This is a genomic window from Apibacter adventoris, from assembly GCF_002964975.1.
Lineage (GTDB): Bacteria > Bacteroidota > Bacteroidia > Flavobacteriales > Weeksellaceae > Apibacter > Apibacter adventoris.
The window spans coordinates 43,557-67,209 of the sequence record NZ_PSZM01000046.1 but is presented as its reverse complement, the minus strand read 5'-3'; the positions used below and the strand labels follow the sequence as shown (position 1 = coordinate 67,209).

Sequence of the window (23,653 nt, the reverse complement as noted above, 5' to 3'; positions counted from 1 at the left end):
TTAAAAAACATGGAAAAAATTGCTAACGTACTTGCTGTATCTTCTAATTCCAAAGAAGATTTATTAAAAATACTTTCTGACTTTCCACCATCCAATACAATAAATAATGATGGAAACTATCGACTGATAATTTTTGATCCAACTTTTGAACGAGTTGAAAAAGCAAAAAAACTTATAGACAAAGATAAACCTTGGAAAGGACGCCAAGATATTTGGTTTTCTAATGACCCTGTATTAAAAAAAGAAGGAAAAATTGCATTTTTATTTCCCGGATTTGATTCTGTAACTAATCCGGAAATTAAAAGTATTTCTGAATTTTTTAACTATTCCATCTCAGAAAATAATATTGGTGATAATAACAAGCTATTAAATCAATCATTAGAATTATTTAATGCTAGTAAAATTATTGACAATTCTTTAAAAAAGTTAGGAATATATCCAGATATGAATGCAGGGCATAGCCTTGGAGAATGGTTTGCAATAAAAGCTTCAGATTTAGTTTCTGAATCTTCTATAAAATATTTATTACAATCTATGATTCCTGATAAATTCAAAATTGAAGGAATTTATTTTATAGCAGTTGCTTCTGGAAAAGAAAAATTGGATTCTTGGTTAAAAAATATTCCCGATCTTTATTTGTCTATGGATAATTGTCCAAGTCAAATTCTACTATGTGGCACAGAAAAAGCAAGAGATCTTTTACTCGATATTCTTAGAAAAGAGAAAATTTTTTATCAGGTATTACCTTTCGAGTCAGGATTTCATACCCCTTTTATTAAAAAACACCTACATATACTTGATGAAGCATTAGAGAATATACAAATACAAAAAAGTAAAATCCCTTTATGGTCTGCTACCACATTAGATCTTTATCCAGAAAATTTTGAAGAATTTAAAGAACTTACCATTAAACATCTTACAGAAACAGTTCGTTTTCGAGAGCTAATCGAAAAATTATACTATCAAGAAAAAGCCAAAGTATTTATACAAATTGGTATAGGAAATATAGTTGGATTTGTAGATGATATTTTAAAAACAAAAAACTATAGTGCCATATCTACTTGTATTTCCGGCAGATCTACACTTGAACAACTTAAACGAGTACTTGCTCTTTTATATATAGAAGGAAAAGAAATAAATTTTTCTTTTTTAGGCATTAATAATAAAACCTCTACAGATACTAAAGATCCTGTTACGATAAAAAGATCTTCTAAATCAATTACCGCTGAAAACACTAAAGAAAATTTATCCCAATTATATGCAATTAATAATCTTTCCGTAAATATTGAGGACCCTGTTGAAAGAGCGTGGAATGAGAACATAAAAGAAATGATGTTAATTCAGGACCAAATCGTTCGTTTATTTAAAGAAAGAAAAACAAATATTGTTATTAAAAAAACATATCCTTCTATTACGGAAAAAGAATCCATCGTAAATAAAAAATCATATGACAGAACTGGTAATACATTTACCGAAAACTTATATGTCTCTTTGGAAGAATATCCTTATTTGATAGACCACTCTCTATTTAAGCAACCTGAAAACTGGAAAATTTTAAGTGATATAAATCCGGTAATTCCTATGACTATGACGTTAGAATTACTAATGGAAGCCGCGCAGAAACAAAATCCCAGTCAAAAAGTACTCAAATTAGGGCCTGTAAGTGTTTTTCAATGGATGAAAGTGAATACTCCATTTGATCAAAAAATTGAAGGAATTTGGAAATCAAAAGATAAAATTTCCTTAAAAATTAAAAATTTTGTTAGTGGCGAAGTGCAATTGGGAAATAATTATCCTGTTCCTGAATCAAAATACTTACAGGAAATAGATTGGGGTGAAAATATAGTATCTATACCAAGCCCTGAAATAATTTATAAAAAACATATGTTTCATGGTCCTAGCTACCAAGGAATTCTTGAAGTAAAGAATATAACCCGAAAGGGACTTCGAGCTCTTATAAAAAAATCTACAGGAAAAGGTTCTTTATTAGATAATATAGGACAACTTTATGGCTTATACTTACAACTAACTTTAGGTGAAAATTCCAAAGTTAGTTTTCCCGTTAAAATAGAAGAAATTAATTTCTTTCAGGAGGTTCAAGATCAACAAGGGGTTTTTGAATGTATTTGCCTCCCTACTTCTTTTAATAATAAAATTTCTACGGCTGATATAATTATAAAAAGAGAAAACAAAATTTGGTGTATCATTAAAGGATGGAAAAACCAAATATTTGAAGGATTTGATAAAAATCTTTGGAATATGACTTTAAATCCTGATAAAAACATTTTAGCAAAAGAAATAAGTCCTAATGTATATTTTTTTAATAATGTATATAACTATGCGGTGAACTGGAATTTTTTAATGAACATATATCTCAATGAGGAAGAAAAAAAACATTATGACTCTCTTCTATTAAATAAAAAAAAGGATTATTTAATAAGTAGAATAGCTTTAAAAGATAATGTAAGAAAATATATTGAAACTAAATATGGAAAAAAATATTTCCCTATAGAAATAAATATTCAGTATGATGCTAACAATAAACCCTCCATATATGGAGTAAAAGAAGCTTCTGAAATTGAAATATCCTTGGCTCATAAAGGTACAAATTCTGTTAGTATAGTTTCTGAGAAACCTGTGGGGATTGATATAGAAATAATTGAAGAAAGAGAAACCAATTTTTTGGACTATACACTAACCAACCATGAAAAGAATTTACTAAAAGATAAAAATAATAATGAGTGGAGTACCCGTTTTTGGGTTGCAAAAGAAGCTTATGGAAAAATGTTAGGCGTTGGATTAAAGGGAAATCCAAAACAGTATGAAATACAAAAAATTGAAGGAGAAGATTTAATAATTTGTAATACAACGATTAAAACAATTAAATATAATAATTACATAATAGGATGGACTCTATAGAATTACAAAAGCAAAAAAAGGAAGTATTTGAATTATTGAAAAAATTTATTACTGAGGTTTTAGGGGAAGATATCGTAGATGAATTGGAGATAACTGAATACAGCACTTTTACTAAAGATCTTGAAATGGATAGTATTGAAATTGTAGCTTTAGCTGAAAAAGTTAAAAATTACTACAATGATGATATGGATTTTAATGGTTGGGTTGCTACATTAGATATGGATCAGTTAATTAACTTACGTATTATTGATATTATTAACTTTATAATTGATGCCACTAATAAAGATAAATAATCAGAAATTTCATGTTTTAGAACTTAATGAAACATCTCCGGATCCTATTATAATGATACACGGAATGTTTACGAACTTATCTGTGTTTTACTTCAATATAGCAACACACCTGGCTAAAACCCACCATATTATCATGTATGATTTAAGAAGCCACGGGTTAAGTGAAAAGGTAAAATATGGATATGATTTGAAAACCATGTCTAATGATTTAATATCATTAATGAATTTTTTTAAAATTCAAAAGGCAAACTTAGTAGGATATAGTTTCGGAGGATTAATTTCATTATTTACTGCTATTCATCATCCTGAATCAACTCAAAAAATTGCAATTATTGATTCTCCAATTACAGATAGCGGAACAGATGACACCATAGAGAAATACGGAAATGAGTTTTTAGAACATTATATGCGAAATTATTCTATATCTACTCAATTAACGCCCAATAAAAGACAGTTGAATAAAAGTAAAAAACTTTTTGATTTTCTACTTCATGAAACTACTATGCCTAAGGATCTTATCAAAGATAAAGATTTTTCTTCTGCTGAAAATATGAAATCAATTCATCAAGAGATATTGCTCTTATATGGAAATCAATCCGATTGTTTAGAAGATGGAAAGTTATTGAATAAACTTATCCCTAATTCTAAATTATATGAAGGAAATGGAGACCATAATCTCCCGGTTCAAAACCCTGAATGGATAAGTAAAAAATTAATGGAATTTTTCAATTAATTAGTTTAAACCTCTATAATGGCTAAATTTTTTTTTATAGTACCTCCCTTAACGGGACATATAAATCCTACATTAGGTTTGGGAAAAGAACTTATAGAAAGAAACCATGAAGTTTTCTGGATTAGTTTTGATCCTGAATTAGAAAAACAACTCCCAGAAAAGGGAAAGTTATTACTTATTCCTTTTTCTTTGAGTGAAGAAGAAAAAAGTAATTTACTAACATATATAGAACATCTCAAAAAAAAAGTTGTTTATGGAATTGATAGTTTAAAATTTTTATACGAAGACGTTTTAATTCCTATGAATAATTACATAATTGATGGTATTTCTGAGCTACTTACTGATAATTCCCCTGATATTGTGATTACGGATCATCAGATATTTGCTGGTGCAATAAGCTGTTTTAAGCAAAAAATTCCCTATGTAACGTCCGTAACTGCTCCTGCTTCTATAAAAATCAACAAAAATTTACCTATGGTTCACCAATGGGAAAGTGAACAAGTAATTGCTTTCCAAAAAACACATGGGATTATGGGAGATCAAAGAATTGATTGCTCAAATTTACTTACATTAGTATATACTTCTAAAGAATTTTTTGGAGACTCTCAACTCCCTTCATATTATAAATTTATTGGACCGATTATTAATTCCCGTAAAGAAAATATTTCTTTCAATTGGGATAAATTAAATTTAGATAATAAAAGCCCTAAAATTTTAGTTAGTATCGGAACTACTTTTGATCATGAACAAAAATTAGTTTTTTTTAATAAGGTTATAGATGCTTTTAGAAATGAAAAAATAACTGTGGTCTTAGTTTCAGATCCTAAATTATTTACACATATTCCAGATAATTTTATTATACAGCAAAAAGTACCTCAATTAGAAATTATTCCTCATATGCAGGCAGTTGTATGTCATGGAGGTAATAATACTGTTTGTGAATCGCTTTCTTTCGGTATACCTTTGGTTGTAATTCCCATTGCTTATGATCAATCTTATGTTTCAGGTTGTGTAACGGAAAACTTTGCTGGTATAAGGTTAAAGTTTAACAGATTTAAATCTCAACATTTAAAAGAAGCTATACACCTTATTATTAATGATAAAAAATATAAAAATGGAGCAAAAAGAATACAGAAGTCTTTTATAAATGCAGGAGGATTACAAAAAGGAGCTCATTATTTAGAAAAACTTATATATAAAAAATAATATGGCAAAATTTTTATTCGTAGTTCCCCCCTTTTTTGGACATATTAATCCCACTCTCAGTATAGGAGCCAGTCTTATTGAAAAAGGTCATTCTGTAGCTTGGACAGGATTAATTCCCTTAGAAAAGGAATATATACCTATGAAAGGAATTTATTTTTATCCTGAAGAATTACTAGCTCCACATAAAAAAGAAATTGAATATATTCTTTCATTACAAGGAAATGGTTCTAATCTTTCCGGTTTAGAAACTTTAAAGTTAGCTTTAGAGCAAACTTATATCCCTTTTGCCAAAATAATGATGGCTGGAGTTTTTTCAGTAATTGAAAAATTTAATCCTGATGTTATTATTAATGACTGTATTACTTTTGCCGGATCCTTAGCTGCCTACAAAAAAGGAATTCCTTGTGCTACTACTACAACATCTCCGCCTGAAGCCATGGGTGACCCTAAAATAGCTCCTAAAGTCACGGAATGGTGCCACAATTTAATTATTAAATTACAAAATGACCTAGGAATATATGGAAAAGAAGAACTTATTAATTCTAAAGAACTAAATATGGTATTTACTTCTTATGAGTTTGCCGGATATAAAATACCTCCTAATAATTTAACATTTATAGGACCTGTTTTCGGGCGACCTTCTCCTGTAACATTTGACTGGGAAAAATTTGAAACATATAAAAATCCTAAAATTTATGTTTCTTTGGGTACGGTTGTAGAAGATATTCGACAAGATTTTTTTAAACGGATTGTTAATATTTTTGGAGAAAAACCTGTTACCGTAATAGCCTCAGCAGAACCATCTTTGTTAAAAGAATGGCCCAATAATTTTGTTGTACAAAAAAAACTACCTCAAATTGAATTATTACAAAAGGTAGACGTTGTAATTTCACATGGCGGATTTAATACCATTAATGAATCATTAATTAATGAATTACCCATCTTAGTAATACCTATTGCCTATGATCAGTTTTATAATGCCTCATTAATAGAAAAATCAGGTTGTGGTATAAGACTACGTTATAAGAGAATGAAAGATTCTGAAATTGAAAATGCAATTTATGAATTGTTAAATAACCCTGTTTATAAAAAAGCTGCTAAATATATAAAACGTACATTTATTAATGCCGGAGGAAATCATAAAGCAGTCAAATTATTAGAAAACTTAGTTAATTCTAACAAAAATTTATAGAAATGATCCGTACAACCACAAAAATAACAAGTAATAATAATATAATATTAATTTTCATACTATTTTTATATGTAGTTTTTTTACTTTTTTTTGGATCAAAAATGTCTCCATTTTATGCCTCAAATGAGTGGGCTGATCCAAATATATATTTTAATGTTGCGAAAGGGATGCTAAATGGAAAAACATTATATACAGAAATTTTTGATCATAAAGGACCTTTCATATTTTTCATTTATGGAATAGGATACTTTATTTCAAATACTTCTTTTTTTGGTATGTTCCTTATACAAATTATAAACTGGACAATTCTTTTAATATTTGTCTACTTAACTGCTAAACTTTATCTAAATCAAGCATTTTCTTTTATTATCAGCATCATTTTTTCATTGTTTTTAATGAAACTAATTAAAGCTGGTGGATCAGCAGAAGAATTCATTCTGACTTGGGAATGTATAAGCTTATATTATTTTATAAAATTTTTTAAAAAAGATAATTTATCAGTACATCCTCCAATTTATATGCTAATCCATGGATGTTTATGCAGCATGACTTTATTAACAAAAATTAACTTAGTTATGTTCTGGTTTTTTCCTTTATTATTCATATTTATCTCTATTTTATGGAATAAAAATTTTAAAAATTTTTTTCTAAATGTAACTTATTTTATTGTAGGATGTTTAATAATATTTTCCCCCGTTATATTTTATTTATATAGTCATAATGCATTAAAAGAAGCTTATAATATATATATTGTACTAAATAGTAAATATTCTCAAATATCTTCTGTTCAAAGTACTTTTTTACTATTGTTGAAAAGAATAACCTTCTTATTTATAGATTCTTGTTCATTACTTGTTTTTCCTACTATTGGATTATTTTATTTTTCCATTAAATATATTAAATCTAAAATAGCCAGTTTATCTATTATACTATCAGGAATATCTTTTTACATTACTATATTTATGGCTCCTATGTTTCAATACTACTATCCTATACCTTTTTTAGTCTATGATGTGTTGGGATTAATAGGTTTATTTTTATATTTACAAAAATATATTTCTTATCATTATTCTGTTTATCCACTAATTGTTATAGCCATAATCTCCGTTTTTTTAGGATTAAGTTTGAGATTATTAACCAATACCTGGGTAGAAGCTAGAATTCTTAAACATGATAAATATCTTACAGAAAATTTAAGAGATGTATTAATTAAAGAAAAGGATCCTACCCTTCTTAATTTAGGTTTTGGATTAGGCAACAGCTTATTTACAACTTGCAATATTGTTCCAAATGTAAAATATTTTATTAAACCTAATTTATCTTATAGAATATATCCTCAATTGAGAGATGAACAAAGTTCTTATATTAAGGACAAAAAAACTCAATTTATTATTTTACCTCGTCGGGTTTATAAAGATGGTATTAGAAATAGCTATATTCATGTTGAAAAAACTGATGAATTTGATTATTATTATAATTTACCAACACTTAAAGAAAATTATAATTTAATAATGATTGACACCATAAAAAATAGAATTGATGAAAATAATCTTGAAATATATTATTTATATAAAATAAAAAACCCTTAAAGATTAAGGGTTTTATTTTATTTTAATTATTTTTATTGACTTATTTTCGTTAAACGTAATGTATTAGTTAGTCCATTACCAAAGGATGGCATAGCATTGAGATTTATTACAAAATCTCCTGGATTTGCATATTTTTTATCAACGATGTCTTTATTAACTTCTACAACCGTCTCATCTGTACTTTTTAATCCTTCATAATGAAAAGCTTTAACTCCCCATAAAAGGCTTAACATATTAATTACTCTTTTATTAGAGGTATATACTATAATATCAGCCAAAGGTCTGTAAGAAGAGATTTGAAAAGCTGTATAACCTGATTGAGTTAGAGTTACTATAGCTTTAGCATTTACCTGTTCTACCATCTTAGCTGCATTAAAACAAATCATATCTGTAACATATCTGTCACTTAAAGGCTTAGGGTCATGTGCCGGCACTTTAATATGATGGTCATCTTCAACATTATTAATAATCTTAGACATATTTTTAATGACTTCTACCGGATATTTTCCTATTGAAGTTTCACCACTCAACATTACGGCATCAGCACCATCTAATACTGAATTCGCTACATCATTAACTTCAGCACGAGTTGGTGTTAGCCCATCAATCATACTCTCCATCATTTGTGTTGCAATAATAACCGGTTTACATGCAATTTTACACATCGCTACCAACTTTTTTTGTATTAATGGAACCTTTTCCATAGGAATTTCAATTCCTAAATCTCCTCTAGCTACCATAATTCCGTCTACTATATTTACAATATCCTGAATATTCTGTATTGCTTCTGGTTTTTCTATTTTAGCAATAATCGGAATTTTATGATTACTATTTTTTTGAATTAATTCTTTAAGATCTTGTACATCTTGTACATTTCTTACAAAAGAAAGAGCTAGCCAATCAAAATCATATTTAATAGCAGTTAAAGCATCTTTTATATCTTTTTCTGTTAATGCTGGTAAGGAAATTTTAGTGTTAGGAAGATTCACACCTTTTTTTGATTTAAGTGGCCCTCCTTGAATTACCCTTGCGGTAACTTCATTAATTAAATTTGTCTCTAATACTTCAAATATTAATTTTCCGTCATCTAATAATATTTTTTCTCCTACTTTTACGTCTTTTGCAAACTGAGGATAACTCATATAAACTCTACGAGAATCTCCTTCAATTTGTTCATTAGTAAAAGTAATAATATCTCCTGGGCTAACTATTGTTCCTTCCTTAACTATTCCTACCCTTAATTTTGGACCTTGTAAATCTGCTAGTAAAGCTACATTTAAATTATATTCTTTATTAATTTCTCTAACTAAATGTACCCATCTTTCCACAACTTCTTCTTCTGCATGTGAAAAATTAACTCTAATTACATTAACACCAGCCTTAAACATATTAATCAAAACTTCCTTGCTTTCAGAGGCTGGACCGATTGTTGCAACAATTTTTGTTTTTTTTCTAAATTCGTTCATTATGTAGGTAATATCAAATTTTCTAAATTATTTATTTTTATATTTTCTAAATCAATATACTGATATTCTTTTATCATTTTCAGGTTTTGCAAAGTTACATAAAACTCTTCATCTAAGAAAAAATCAAATTTTAAGAAATAATTAAATGCCTTATATTCAGGCATTAATATTTTAGTGTTTTCAACTTCTTCAAATAAACTAAAATCATCTTTCTTTAAAATTTCAGGAAATGAATAATTACTGATTAATTCTATTTTTTGTTTGGTTTTTAAATGATAAAATTTAAATACTGAAAACTTATATGGGATTTTTTGATCCATAATTACCTGATCATCTACTCTTTTTAGATTGAATAAACAGTATTTATTTAAATAAAAAGCAAATTCATAATCTTTTGTAAGATTTGAAGATAAGCCTAACAATTTAAAATTAAATATAGGGTCATCTTCTTCCCAATCAAATGAATATATCTTCATTATTTTTTATTAGAAGTATTTATATATTTATTTAATCTATAAAATGCCCTTTTGGATGCTATTTCCTCTGCTTTTTTCTTTGATGTAGCTCTCCCTTTGGTAATTATTTTATTATCTAAATAAATGATGGAATTAAAAATATTAATTTCTTCTGCATTTTCTTCCTGAAATGTATCAAAATTAATCTCTATTTTATTTTTCTGAGCCCATTCAATAATGAGACCTTTATAACTGGTAACTCTTTTTTCTAACTGTTCAAAATCTTCTTGCTTAATTAGCGTTTCACTTATAAAATCTCTACAGTTTTCAAATCCCCCATCAATATAGATTGCACCTACTAAAGCTTCATAAAGATTTCCGTTTATATTTTCTCCTAAACTTGTATTTTGTCTTTTTTGAAGATAATCACTCAAATTTAATTCAGTTCCTAATGCATTCAATGTTTTTCTATTAACCATTTTAGAACGCATTTGAGTTAAATACCCTTCTTTTTTATCAGGCGCTTGATGATATAGATAATCAGAAATGATACTTGATAATACTGAGTCACCTAAAAACTCAAGTCTTTCAAAATCTCTGCTATTATTATTGATTGAAGAATGGGTAAAACACTCATAAAAAACATTTAAATTTGAGGGTTTATACCCTATAAGATCTTCAATCTGTTTTTTAAAAATTTTTTCTTCTTTAGTATTCGGATTTTGTTTTAATAAATTTGAAGGGAAAAATATTTTTTTCCAAATAGCCATAAGATTCGATATTCATATTTTAAATTTTCTTTAAAATAACACATGCATTATGACCACCGAAACCAAAAGTATTACTCATTGCATAAATTACTTCTTTTTCTTTAGCTTTATTAAAAGTAAAATCTAATTTAGGATCAAATTCCTCATCATCTGTAAAGTGATTAATAGTTGGAGGAACTTTGTTTTCTTTAATAGCCACAATACAAGCTAAGGCTTCTAATGCACCTGCAGCGCCTAATAAGTGACCTGTCATGGATTTTGTTGAATTTATTTGAATATTATATGCATGTTCTCCAAATAATTTTAAAATAGCCTTAGACTCTGCTAGATCTCCCAACGGAGTAGAAGTTCCATGTACATTAATATGATCAATATCACTATATTTAATTCCAGCGTCTTCTATTGCATTTTTCATAACATTATAAGCTCCTAACCCTTCCGGATGTGGCGCCGTCATATGATATGCATCAGCACTTAACCCTCCACCAACAACTTCTGCATAGATGGTAGCTCCTCTTTTTTTTGCATGTTCATATTCTTCTAAAATAAGAGTAGCAGAACCTTCCCCTAAAACAAAACCATCTCTATCTTTATCAAAAGGACGAGAGGCTGTAGAAGGATCATCGTTTCTGGTAGACATAGCATGTAAAGCATTAAACCCTCCTACTCCACTTGCACAAATTGCTGCTTCTGACCCCCCTGTTACAATAGCATCTGCTTTACCTAATTTAATTAGCATTAAAGAATCAATAATAGCATTGGATGAAGAAGCACAAGCGGATACTGCCGCATAATTCGGTCCCATAAATCCATATTCCATAGATATAAGACCCGGAGTCATATCGGCAATCATTTTAGGAATAAAAAAGGGATTAAATCTGGGCACACCATTTCCTCGAGCAAAAGTTGTAACTTCTTGCTCAAAAGTATTTAATCCTCCAATTCCTGATCCCCAAATAACTCCAACCCTTTCTTTATTTAATTCAGAATATTCTAATAATTTACTGTCTTCTACAGCTTCTCTAGATGATATAATACCCAATTGAGCACATCTATCGTATTTTCGAATATCCTTTTTTTCAAAATAATCTTCAGGATTATAATTTTTTAATTCACAAGCAAACCTTGTTTTAAAATTAGTTGCATCAAATAGAGTAATTGGACCCGCTCCACTTTTTCCTCCTAATAATGCATCCCAATATTCTTTGAGATTATTACCTATAGGAGTTATTGCACCAAGTCCAGTTACTACTACTCGTTTTAAAGCCATACTCTAATGTCTTATAATTATTGTTTATTTACTTCTTCAATATAAGAAATGGCTTGGCCTACTGTTGAAATTTTTTCTGCTTGATCATCGGGAATTTGAATATCAAATTCTTTCTCAAATTCCATAATTAGTTCTACTGTGTCTAATGAATCAGCTCCCAAGTCATTTGTAAAACTTGCTTCTGGGGTAACTTCGCTTTCATCAACTCCTAATTTATCAACAATGATAGCTTTTACTCTTGATGTAATGTCAGACATAACCTTTTATTTTTTTATTATAGTTCAGTCGGCAAATATATAAATTTTTTTGCTAGAATAATATTTTTTCGTAATTTTTGATATGTCAATATTAACAAAAAAAGAAATAATCAACCATATAAACACTTAAAAACCAAATTATTACACTCCTTCTTCCAATAACAAGTAAAAAATTCCTCAAAATACCTAATTCGTTTTTCAATGAAAATCTTATTATTTTTTTGAAGTGGTAATTAAATATAAAACTAATTTTATTATCACCTTATTGTTATATATTAAAAAAATTATCTACAATTTTATATAAAACTATACAATTATATTTCTGTTTTTAAACGTGTTATTTTTAAATTTGTTGACATCAAATTTCTTTTGTCTTAATAAAATGATATTTAATATTCCTTCTAAGCAGATATTATTTATAGATTTGGAAACAGTTCCTGAATTTGAAAGTTGGGAAGATTTACCGGAAAGAACTCAAATACTTTGGGAAAAGAAAACTCAGTTTCAACGAAAAGAAGATATTTCCCCTGAAGAATATTATTACGATAAAGCCGGTATTTTATCTGAATTTGGTAAAATAATTTGTTTATCTTGTGGCTTAATCATTGATAACAAAATACACATTAAGAGCTTTTATGGAAGTGATGAACCTCAAATATTAAATGATTTTAATACTCTGCTAAATTCAAATTACTTTACAACTAATTTATTATTATGTGCACATAACGGTAAAGAGTTTGACTTCCCATACTTGGCTAGAAGAATGATTATAAACCAGGTTAAACTTCCTCCTATATTACAAATACAGGGCAAAAAACCTTGGGAAATACCGCATTTAGACACAATGGACTTATGGAAATTTGGAGATCATAAACATTACACCTCTCTTGATTTGCTAGCTAATATTTTTAATTTACCTACTCCTAAGGATGAAATGGACGGCGGAAATGTTGCTCATGTTTATTATAAAGATAAGAACATTGAAAAAATACGATCTTATTGTGAAAAAGATATTATTACTCTTATAAATGTATTTAGAAAAATGCGTTACGAAGAACCTTTAGAAAGGGAATAAAATTTTTATTTTTTAATTTTCAAACTATTATTTTCTATTAAGTGAGAAATTGTTTGGTAATTTGCTATAGCTTCTTCCAATATATTTTTATCTATATGCTTATTTTTTTCAAGTTTATTTTGAATAAAATTATATTGTTCTATTTTTTGTTTGGGAGATAAAACAATAACAATATCTTTTTTTAAATATCCTAATTTCTGATAAGTTGCTATTGGTGCTCTGGGTATATATTTCGAACTAAAAATATCTTGTCCGTAAAAAAAAGAAGTATAAGAAAAATGTAACTTTCCTAATACGGTAGGCATTAAGTCAATTTGTGATACTAATTTTGTTATTTTTTCCGGTTGGATAAATCCTGGTGAATAAATTATTGCAGGAATTCGATATCCTTCTAAAGGAATATCTTCTTTCCCTGCACTAGAAGCACAATGATCTGCCACAAAAATAAAAACTGTATTTGAAAACCATGAGTGTTTTCTTGCCTCATTAATAAATCCCCCAATGGCATAATCTGTGTATATTATCCCTCCTTCTCTGGTTTTTTCATTTTCAGGATTACCAATCTTTCCCTCCGGGTAAGTAAATGGTCTATGATTACTTACAGTCATTATATGTCCAAAAAAAGGTTTTCTTTTCTTCTTATTTTCGTCAAATACTTTTATTGCTTTATTAAATATATCTTCATCACAAACTCCCCATATATTAGCAAATGTTATTTCATTTGGTGCTAAAGAATTTCTGTCAATCACCTGATATCCATTTCCTTTAAAAAAAGTTTTCATATTATCAAAATAACTATATCCTCCATAAAAAAACTGTACAGTATACCCCTTTTTGTTAAATAAATATCCTGTAGAGAACAAATTATTTGTGTTTTTTCTTTTAACTAAACTTTCTCCAGGAGAAGGAGGAATACAAAGTGTTAGTGCTTCCAAACCTCTGACTGTACGATTTCCTGTAGCATATAAATTGGAAAAAAATATTCCATCATTTGCTAATTTATCTAAATTAGGTGTTAGGTTTTTTTTATTGCCAAAATGATTTAGGAAACTACTGCTCATACTTTCAATAGTAACTAATACTACATTTTTTTTTATTTCTGGGAGAGTATCTTTTATAATTTCCCCATCCTTAAACATTCCATATTCATGCTCAATAATTTGAATTGCTTTTTTTTCAGGAATTTTTGCATAAAACTTATCATAATTTAAAGAACTATCCATAAATGCATTATAAAATCTAAATAATCCATTGGACTGCAACTCATTTACGAATTCATTCTCTGAATTTTCCTGTTCTTGATTATATTTTAATAAATATATACTTCCAATAATTAATCCTAAATAAATTAATGAACTAATTAGTTTTGTTTTAAAACCGGAAAATTCATTAAAATATTTTTTAGATTTTTTTACATAAAATATAGTTATTATAATAGATATTAATACTAAAACAGAAAACATGGGAATTACAGGGTATGATTCCAAAATGTTTCCTATTACTTCATTAGTATATATTAGATAATCTACTGCAATAAAATTATACCTTACTCCAAACTCATTCCAAAATAAAAATTCACTAACTGCTATAAAAATTATAAAATAAACATAGAGAAAAAATATAATGCAATACATGGAGTATCTCCAGCTTTTCCTTATAACTGGAAAAAAAAGAAGTAAAGCAAACGAAATAACTTTAATAATTAAAAAAGCTATTAAAAGTTTAGATACCAATTTTCCATAATCATCAAAAATTGTATGAAAAAACATCAAATATCCCAATAAGCATAACATTATAATTAGTATTATACTTCCCCAGGGAGATTTAAATTTCCTATCAGATAAAAATATTAAGTAAAGCCAAAAGAATACAAAAGAAATTATGGAAACACATAAATCATTTACAATCCCTAATAAAAAAATTTTAAAATAATCACTTATTTCCGGAAAACTATTATTAGTTATAGGTAAAAAAAGTAAAATAATCCTTACTATGGCTCCTACTAATATATAGAATCCAGAAATTTTCAAAAAAGAATTTAATAATTTAGCCATCAGTATATTAGCTCATTATTTTTAGTTTATGATTTCTTTAAATTTGAAATAAAACAACATTTATTTATTGTTAATATAATGTTAATTTTAATTGTAAACGTAATATATCTATTTATTATTATCAAATAATAAAAAAAATATCTTATTTATTAAAAAAACAATCTATTAAATAATTTTAAAGACTTAAATATTTATATTTATATTATTATTTTTATCTCTATTTCTAATATTTAGATTACAACACATCAAACTATACTATACATTACCTTGTTATATAATAACAAATCAACTCTAAAAATGAAATTTTAACATTTAAATCTGTAGTATCTCCTAAAAATTATCAAATGAAGAGATATTAAAATTTTAATTTTTTTAAAATTATCATTTATATCATTTACCCACAGAAACATAGATATATATTTTTTTTCTATTAACTTTACTCTTAAAAAAAACATTAAATTAAATTTCTTTAAACATGAATAACTTTATTTCATTAGAAAATTTAAATCCCGAACTTGTATTAGAACTTATAGACGATGCTATTTGTTATAAAAAGAAAAAAGCCTATCCAAATCTTTCTAACCACTATATATCAAACTTATTTTTTGAAAACAGTACTCGTACAAAATTAAGTTTTGAAATGGCTGAAAAAAAAACTGGCATGGAAATTATTTATTTTGATGCAGAAAGTTCAAGCATAAAAAAAGGAGAAACTTTATATGATACGGTAAAAACATTAAATTCAATTGGTGTAGAATGTTTTGTAATAAGACATATACAAGACCGTTTTTACGAAGACTTAATACACCGTCTTCATATACCAATAATAAATGCAGGCGATGGTTGCGGAGACCACCCTACTCAATCCTTACTAGATCTCGTTACCATCCAAGAAGAATTTGGATCTTTTAAAGATTTAAACATAACAATTGTTGGAGATGTGGTACATAGTCGAGTTGCTCACTCCGATGCCAAAATTTTACAACGTTTAGGCGCTAAAATTAATTTTGCTACTCCTGAATTTTGGAGAGACTCCAGAATGACTATGGGCTCCTATACGTCACTAGATTCGGTAATTAAAGAAACAGATGTTGTTATGCTATTAAGGAATCAAAATGAAAGGCATACTCAAACCTATGATGAAAGCCATTTCCTGGAACAATATGGACTGACCAAAGAGAGAGCTAATAAAATGAAACCATCTGCCATAATTATGCATCCTGCACCTATTAATAGAAATATAGAAATAGATGAAGACCTGATTGAATCTCGGCAATCCAGAATATTCACGCAAATGACCAATGGAGTTTTTGCCAGGATAGCTGTACTAAATTATGTATTCAATTATTAAAGATGTAAACTTCTTACATACTCCCTCAAATCCACAAATCCGGAAATTAACAATAATTCCCGGATTTTATTTTAAATTTTTTTATTTAAAATATCAAAAAAACTACATATCTCCTTTTAAAAGCATATTGCTCTACCTAATCAATTTAATAATAAATATACTTTTTACAAGTTATTATGCCTTTTATTACATAAAAAAAGTATTTTTATACCAGTTTATTATAAAAATAAATTATATATTTGCTATTGGCGAAAATAATTATAAAATTTATACTCATGAAAAAAATTATTTGTTTATTAATTTCTTTTTTATTTACATTCATAAATGCTCAGGTAGGGGTCAATAACACATCCCCACAAGCAACCTTAGATGTAACAGCAATAAATATTGATAATGCTCCAAGCGGTCTTATTCCCCCACGTTTAACCTATTCCCAACTAAAAAAGCAAACAATAGATAAACAGCTATATAAAACCAACCAAAATGGAGCAATAATATACTTAATCAATTTATCTGATACTTTATCCACAGACCCAAGAATGTCATCTATTAATGCAATCGGATACCATTACTGGGATGCCACTGCCAACAAATGGACTCCATTTACCCTGAGAGAACTACGAAGAAGAAATGTAACTGTAGGAACAGGAGTTTCCAGTAATTCAGGAAAACCTTATGATTACCCTTCTTTACAGGCGGCCTATAATGGGGAAGCCAAAAAAATACCCAACCAAAACGGAGGAGATGAATTAACCTTCACTTGCAGCATATCAACAGACTTAGGAAGTCTTTCTGCAAATGGTGAAATACCCAAGTTTAAAATTACCGCTGAAACTAACGGCCCACTCACTATTGGTTCTTTAAATCTAACTAATTCCAATCTTACCATAACTCATCTATTTAATGGAGATGTAGAACTTGGCTCATTAAATATTTACAACTCTAATATTAAAATTTTTAATACTCAGGGCACAGGACGTATCATTCTTTCCAACGATAATCATAATGTTTCTTATTCCAGTTTCTACATACAGGCCAAAGAACTAACCATAAATGGAATATTTAATATAAATGACAAAAGTTCATTTAATATCAGTGGAAAAAAGGGATACACAATAAAAACAAACTTTAAGACAACTACAAATCTAACTAATAATAGTAATTTAGCTATAGACGGATTTGGCGGAGATCTCTTAATAGACGATCTATTTTCTATATCGAATAATTCCAATATGAATATTATAAATGTGAATACTATTGATTTAAATAATAAAGGTAGTTTTAATTTAAATGGAAATAGTTATTTAAATATTGAAAAAGGAGATATGGGTTCAACTCTAAAAAATACTAATATACCTCCAAATAGTGTTTTTGACATAAATTATTCATCGGTAAATATTAAAAATATGGAATTAGATCTTCGAGGAAAAATTATAAAAGCAGATAATTCTAAAATAAATATTTCCGGTGGTAATAATATTGTCATTTATTCTCCCTCTCCAGCTGAATGCATTGAATCAATTTCCAATAGCTTCATCGGAATCTCTTCTTCTGGAAAAACTGTAATGACTGGGGGAGGTGATATTAATTTATATTTTAATTCCATAATCAAAATAGGAGAAAAAGGAGTATCTAGTAGCACTATTAGTATGTCAGAAACACCCATAAATTTATATACAGGTTCTACCGGACAACTAAAAATAGGAGGAACCTATGGAACACTTTATAAAGCTCCTGCATCAGGAGCAAATTATTATAATTTTTAATTTTTTTGGAAAATAACACAATAAATATTATCTTTGTAAGATTTTATTCAGTTCAAAGAACTACCGATTCGGTAACTAAAAAAAATAAATGTTTTATCAGTGTAATATAATAACACCTATTCTTAAAAAAGAAATAATAATTTCAACAATATACATTTATTCAGAAATACACAAACGAAAAGGAGACACTCCTTTAGGAGGAGTTTATATAAATAATTAAAAAAAACATCTTGGAAAACAAGGTGTTTTTTTTTAGTTTTTTTTAATAAAAAATATAACAATAAATAATAGAAAAGTATCTTGAAACGAAAATTAGTATTAGAAAATGGAATGGAATTTAGCGGCAATGGTTTTGGTAGCGCCCAGTTTACTGTTGGAGAAGTTGTTTTCACTACAGGAATGACCGGCTATCAGGAAACCATGTCCGACCCATCATTTCACAAACAAATTATTGTTTTCACCTATCCTTTAATAGGTAATTACGGAATTAATCCGAGTGATTTTGAATCGCTGAACCCTTTTGTTGGTGGAATTGTTGTGCATGAATATGCACAAACAGAATCTCACTGGCAAAGCCAGATGAACATTGATGCTTTCTTAAAAAAACAAAATATCCCTGGATTATGCGGAATAGATACTCGTGCCTTAGTAAAAACCATAAGATCTAAAGGAAGTATGAAAGGAAAGTTTTGTAATGATAATGAATGTACTGAAGAAGTAGTAAAAAAATTACAAAATACTACGCTGGAACATCATGTACCCGAAGTATCTACCCCAAGACCCTATAGTGCTCCTGCTGAAGGATACAGGGTTGTTTTAATAGATTATGGCATGAAAAAGAGTATTTTGAAAGAACTATATCGACGACATTGTGATATTGTGGTAGTTCCTTATAATACAGATGCTCAATCTATATTAGAACTGAATCCCGATGGAATCATGTTATCTAATGGACCGGGAAACCCGGAAGAATTATTAGATTCTATTAATACAATAAAAGAACTAAGTGGAAAAGTCCCTATGTTTGGAATATGTCTTGGACATCAACTATATGCACTTGCTCATGGAGCTAAAACTTACAAAATGTTATTCGGGCATAGAGGGGCTAACCATCCGGTAAAAGAACTAGCTACGAATCGAGTTCATATAACCTCTCAAAACCATGGATATGTAGTAGATGAAGATTCTTTGAAAAACACCTCACTTGAAGTAACGCATCGGGCTTTGAATGACGGAACTATTGAAGGACTACAAGATAAAGAGAACTGGGCTTTTACCGTGCAATATCACCCGGAATCCAGTCCGGGACCTCATGATAATGAATACTTGTTTAACAGATTCATGTCTATGATCGAAGAGTTTAAGAATAACTAAAATGAAAAAAATCCTGTTTTTTATTACTTGCTTGGTTATAAGTGCTTTATTGTTTATGAACTGTCTAAATGGTTTTATGAACTGTCCTAAAACAAAAAATATAAAAAAGACTATTTCTTATTTAAAACCTGATGCAAATCAAAAATATTCAGATTCTTTGATTATTTCCATAGAAAAAATAAAACCAGATAAATACCTGATTAACTACAATTTATTATTCTTTTTGCTAAACAAAGGAACTACTGAATATGATTTATGTGCCCTTACCATAAATAAAGAAATTCATGGAGATATAATGAATATAAATATTTCTCCCTCTACCAGAAGTGTAGGTAAAGTAGGCTCTGATGTTATGGGCATGTATAAACAAATTTTACTTATACAGACATCTAAGGAAAAATTACCTTCAGATGTAAAAAAGATACAATTTAGTTATATTAGAAAAACTGAAATATTTGATACGGTTAACAAAAGAATTAAACCTCAATTAATAAATAAAGAAAAAATAATAACCTTACCTGAAAAAAAATTAGAAATTTCAATTCCAAATAAAAATTAAAAATGCCAAAACGCACAGATATAAATAAAATATTGGTAATCGGATCAGGCCCTATAATAATAGGTCAAGCTGCTGAATTTGACTATGCAGGAACACAAGCTTGTTTAGCTTTAAAGGAAGAAGGTTATAAAGTAGTCCTGGTAAATTCCAATCCGGCTACTATTATGACTGACAGAGAAATTGCAGATACAGTATATATGGAGCCCCTTACTCTGGATTTCCTTCAACAGATTATTGCCCTTGAGCGCCCCGATGCATTACTTCCTTCTTTAGGTGGGCAAACCGGTTTAAATCTTGCGGTTGAATTAGCAAAAGCAGGAACTTTAAATCAATATGATGTGGAAATATTAGGGACCAAACTCTCTTCCATTGAACAAGCAGAGGACAGGGACTTATTTAAACAATTAATGGAAAAAATTAATGAACCTATTGCCGAAAGTGTAATTGTCAATGAAGTAAAAGCTTCCATAGACTTTGCTAATCAGATCGGCTATCCCATTATTGTAAGACCTGCTTTTACTTTAGGTGGAACAGGAGGAGGAATTGCTGAAAATGAAACAGAATTAATAGAAATAACAGAATCCGGATTAAAATACAGCCCGGTTCACCAATGTTTGATTGAAAAAAGCATCGCCGGATATAAAGAAATTGAATATGAAGTAATGCGCGATGCTAATGATAATGCAATTGTGGTATGTAATATGGAAAACTTTGATCCTGTCGGCATCCATACCGGAGATTCCATCGTTTTTGCTCCCAGCCAAACTTTAGCAGACCAAGAATACCAGTTATTAAGAAATTCAGCGTTAAAAATAATACGAGCTTTAAAAATAGAAGGAGGGTGCAATGTTCAATTCGCTTTAGATCCTTTTAGCCGAGAATACATTGTAATTGAAGTGAATCCAAGGGTTAGCCGATCCTCCGCATTAGCCTCTAAAGCCACCGGATACCCAATTGCAAAACTAGCTGCTAAAATTGCAGTAGGCCTTACATTAGATGAAATGAAAAATCCGGTAACCAACACTACTTATGCTTGTTTTGAACCTTCATTGGATTATGTTGTGGCCAAAATTCCCAGATGGCCATTTGATAAATTTCAAAGTGCAAACAGACATTTAGGTACTCAAATGAAAGCCACAGGTGAGGTTATGGCTATCGGTACTACCTTGGAAGAATCTTTATTAAAAGCTGTACAGTCATTAGAAATTGGTTGTTTACATCTGCACAAAAAAGATATGGAACCTTTTAATATTGTTACACTTGATGAAAGATTGAAAAAAGCAGATGATGAACGTTTGTTCTTAATAGCTGAAGCGCTGAGAAATGGAATTAGTATTCAAAAAATATATGAAGTTACAAAAATTGATATCTTCTTCCTTGCCAAACTTCAACATATTATAGATCTAGAAAAAGAATTAAAAAATAATCCTCAAAATACAGAAATACTGGCTAAGGCTAAAAAGTATGGCTTTTCAGATTGGGAAATTGCTCAATTATGGAACATAAAAGAGAAAGAAGTATATGAAATAAGAAAAGAAAAGCATATAGTCCCTGTATATAAAATGGTTGATACCTGTGCAGCTGAATTTATTTCTGAAACCCCTTACTTTTACAGTACATATGGATCAGAAAATGAATCCATACGTACAAACCGGAAAAAAGTAATTGTTTTAGGTTCCGGTCCGATACGGATAGGACAAGGAGTAGAATTTGATTATGCTACCGTTCATAGTGTTTTATCTCTTAAGGAAGCTGGATATGAAGCTATAATTATTAATAGTAATCCTGAAACAGTATCTACAGATTTCAGTATTTCAGATAAACTTTATTTTGAACCTCTAACCAGAGAATCTATTACTTCTATAATAGATTTAGAAAAACCTGATGGAGTTTTTGTTCAATTTGGGGGACAAACTGCGATTAATCTAGCACAAGCAGCCGTAGATGCCGGAGCGAAAATTCTGGGAACTACAGTAGAAGATATTGACAGAGCTGAAGATAGGAAAAAATTTGAAGAACAATTAAATGAATTAAATATTGCCCGGCCTAAAGGAGATACTGTTTTTAATTTAGAAGAAGCTTTAAAAGTTGCAAATACAATAGGTTATCCGGTTGTAATACGTCCATCCTATGTCTTAGGTGGAAGAGCTATGCAAATTGTATATGAAAATTCCGAATTGGAAAGATACATGAAGGAAGCAATCAATGTACATGAAAAACAACCCATATTAATAGATAAATATTTAGTAGGTAAAGAAATAGAAGTAGATGCTGTATGTGATGGTTTAGATGTTTTTATTCCGGGCATTATGGAACATATTGAAAAAGCCGGTGTACATTCAGGCGACTCAATTGCCGTATATCCTACACAAACTTTATCTAAAGATGAAAAAAAAGAAATTATAAGACAAACTCAGGCGCTTGCCAAAGGTTTTAAAATTGTGGGATTAATGAATATTCAATTTGTTTTAATGAAAGGAAAAATTTATGTTCTGGAAGTAAACCCGCGCTCTAGTCGAACGATTCCTTTCATGAGTAAAGTAACAGGAATTCCATTAGCAAAAGTAGCAACTCAAGCAGTTTTAGGAAAATCTTTGAAAGATCAAGGACTAGCTATGGATTGTTATCCGGAAACCAATAATATTTATGTCAAAGCCCCTGTATTTTCTTTTGCTAAATTACGTGCAGTTGATATCACTTTAGGTCCTGAAATGAAATCTACCGGAGAAGTAATTGGAAGAGATATTACTTATGAAAGAGCCCTATACAAAGCATTGCGAGCCAGCCATATCAATATCCCTATATTAGGGAATGCCATATTTACAGTAGCAGATAAAGATAAGGCAGAAGCTCTTCCTTTGGCTAAAAGATTTTATAATATAGGATATACCATTATGGCAACGCAAGGAACTGCTAAATATTTTCGTAATTATAATATTCCTGTAGTTGAAATAAATAAATTGGAAAGTGAAGAAAATAATATTGTAAAAATTATGCAACAAGGAAAAGCTCAATTTGTAATTAATACACTTTCCAATGATGGAACTGCTCAGGAAGACGGATTCTTAATCCGAAGAAATGCGGTGGAAAATAGTGTGGCTTGTTTCACTTCATTAGATACTACAGCTGCTGTTATTCAGGTACTAGAATCTATCAGTTGTGACATTAAACCTTTTTAAAAAGATATTAAAATTCAATTTAAGAAAAAGCCCTATATATAGGGCTTTTTTTATTAAAAAATTTATTGAACTATAATATTCATTTACTTTACCCTATAAATTAATTTAGCAAGATTTGTAAATAATTATATACGTATAAATACTA

General features: G+C 28.8%; 18 protein-coding genes. 12 read left to right on the top strand and 6 right to left on the bottom strand.

Features of this window, described 5'->3' with window-relative positions:
• The first annotated feature begins 9 nt into the window (after nucleotides 1-9).
• From C4S77_RS10830 to C4S77_RS10805, 6 genes are all read left to right on the top strand, one after another.
• A complete protein-coding gene (locus C4S77_RS10830; protein WP_105247563.1) occupies nucleotides 10-2,919 on the top strand; it encodes a 4'-phosphopantetheinyl transferase family protein in 2,910 nt (969 codons plus the stop codon).
• Complete coding sequence (locus tag C4S77_RS10825; protein ID WP_105191835.1) at nucleotides 2,907-3,212, top strand: acyl carrier protein; 306 nt, start codon at nucleotides 2,907-2,909, stop codon at nucleotides 3,210-3,212. Before C4S77_RS10830 ends, C4S77_RS10825 begins: the two co-directional genes overlap by 13 nt.
• Nucleotides 3,190-3,945: an alpha/beta fold hydrolase gene (locus tag C4S77_RS10820; protein ID WP_105247562.1), complete on the top strand. Its 756-nt coding sequence runs from the start codon at nucleotides 3,190-3,192 to the stop codon at nucleotides 3,943-3,945. Before C4S77_RS10825 ends, C4S77_RS10820 begins: the two co-directional genes overlap by 23 nt.
• A gap of 18 nt (nucleotides 3,946-3,963) precedes the next feature.
• Entirely contained in the window at nucleotides 3,964-5,151 is a 1,188-nt protein-coding gene (locus tag C4S77_RS13435; RefSeq protein WP_181042878.1) for a glycosyltransferase, read from the top strand.
• Nucleotide 5,152: 1 nt separating this feature from the next.
• Nucleotides 5,153-6,343 (top strand): glycosyltransferase, encoded by a 1,191-nt coding sequence (locus tag C4S77_RS13430; RefSeq protein ID WP_105247560.1) that lies wholly within the window; start codon nucleotides 5,153-5,155, stop codon nucleotides 6,341-6,343.
• Between the two features lie 101 nt (nucleotides 6,344-6,444).
• Nucleotides 6,445-7,932, top strand: a complete 1,488-nt coding sequence (locus tag C4S77_RS10805; protein ID WP_105247807.1) for a glycosyltransferase family 39 protein — start codon at nucleotides 6,445-6,447, stop codon at nucleotides 7,930-7,932.
• A gap of 32 nt (nucleotides 7,933-7,964) precedes the next feature.
• Here C4S77_RS10805 and pyk read toward each other — a convergent pair whose 3' ends face one another.
• From pyk to C4S77_RS10780, 5 genes are read right to left on the bottom strand one after another with little or no spacing between them, the layout of a single operon-like run.
• Entirely contained in the window at nucleotides 7,965-9,398 is a 1,434-nt protein-coding gene (gene pyk / locus C4S77_RS10800; protein ID WP_105191842.1) for a pyruvate kinase, read from the bottom strand.
• Complete coding sequence (locus C4S77_RS10795) at nucleotides 9,398-9,874, bottom strand: IPExxxVDY family protein (protein ID WP_105191844.1); 477 nt, start codon at nucleotides 9,872-9,874, stop codon at nucleotides 9,398-9,400. Before C4S77_RS10795 ends, pyk begins: the two co-directional genes overlap by 1 nt.
• On the bottom strand, nucleotides 9,874-10,623 hold the full coding sequence (rnc, locus tag C4S77_RS10790; protein WP_105191846.1) for a ribonuclease III: 750 nt from the start codon (nucleotides 10,621-10,623) through the stop codon (nucleotides 9,874-9,876). The genes C4S77_RS10795 and rnc overlap by 1 nt, the downstream gene beginning before the upstream one ends.
• Before the next feature lie 19 nt (nucleotides 10,624-10,642).
• Nucleotides 10,643-11,893, bottom strand: a complete 1,251-nt coding sequence (gene fabF / locus C4S77_RS10785; protein WP_105247559.1) for a beta-ketoacyl-ACP synthase II — start codon at nucleotides 11,891-11,893, stop codon at nucleotides 10,643-10,645.
• Nucleotides 11,894-11,910: 17 nt separating this feature from the next.
• Nucleotides 11,911-12,150 carry an acyl carrier protein gene (locus C4S77_RS10780; RefSeq protein WP_055424989.1) on the bottom strand — a complete coding sequence of 80 codons (240 nt, stop codon included), beginning with the start codon at nucleotides 12,148-12,150 and terminating at the stop codon, nucleotides 11,911-11,913.
• Nucleotides 12,151-12,532: 382 nt separating this feature from the next.
• On the opposite strand from C4S77_RS10780, the gene C4S77_RS10775 reads away from it, so the two are divergent.
• Nucleotides 12,533-13,225, top strand: a complete 693-nt coding sequence (locus C4S77_RS10775; protein ID WP_105247558.1) for a 3'-5' exonuclease — start codon at nucleotides 12,533-12,535, stop codon at nucleotides 13,223-13,225.
• A 5-nt stretch (nucleotides 13,226-13,230) separates the two neighbouring features.
• Here C4S77_RS10775 and C4S77_RS10770 read toward each other — a convergent pair whose 3' ends face one another.
• Entirely contained in the window at nucleotides 13,231-15,279 is a 2,049-nt protein-coding gene (locus C4S77_RS10770; protein WP_105247557.1) for an LTA synthase family protein, read from the bottom strand.
• Between the two features lie 475 nt (nucleotides 15,280-15,754).
• Here C4S77_RS10770 and C4S77_RS10765 point away from each other — a divergent pair, with 475 nt between their 5' ends.
• From C4S77_RS10765 to carB, 5 genes are all read left to right on the top strand, one after another.
• Nucleotides 15,755-16,630 (top strand): aspartate carbamoyltransferase catalytic subunit, encoded by an 876-nt coding sequence (locus tag C4S77_RS10765; protein WP_105191855.1) that lies wholly within the window; start codon nucleotides 15,755-15,757, stop codon nucleotides 16,628-16,630.
• Between the two features lie 275 nt (nucleotides 16,631-16,905).
• Complete coding sequence (locus tag C4S77_RS10755) at nucleotides 16,906-18,396, top strand: hypothetical protein (RefSeq protein ID WP_105247555.1); 1,491 nt, start codon at nucleotides 16,906-16,908, stop codon at nucleotides 18,394-18,396.
• Nucleotides 18,397-18,696: 300 nt separating this feature from the next.
• Nucleotides 18,697-19,770, top strand: a complete 1,074-nt coding sequence (locus C4S77_RS10750; protein WP_105247554.1) for a carbamoyl phosphate synthase small subunit — start codon at nucleotides 18,697-18,699, stop codon at nucleotides 19,768-19,770.
• Nucleotide 19,771: 1 nt separating this feature from the next.
• On the top strand, nucleotides 19,772-20,329 hold the full coding sequence (locus tag C4S77_RS10745; protein ID WP_146106108.1) for a hypothetical protein: 558 nt from the start codon (nucleotides 19,772-19,774) through the stop codon (nucleotides 20,327-20,329).
• Nucleotides 20,330-20,331: 2 nt separating this feature from the next.
• Nucleotides 20,332-23,508, top strand: a complete 3,177-nt coding sequence (carB, locus tag C4S77_RS10740; protein WP_105247552.1) for a carbamoyl-phosphate synthase large subunit — start codon at nucleotides 20,332-20,334, stop codon at nucleotides 23,506-23,508.
• Nucleotides 23,509-23,653 lie beyond the last annotated feature (145 nt).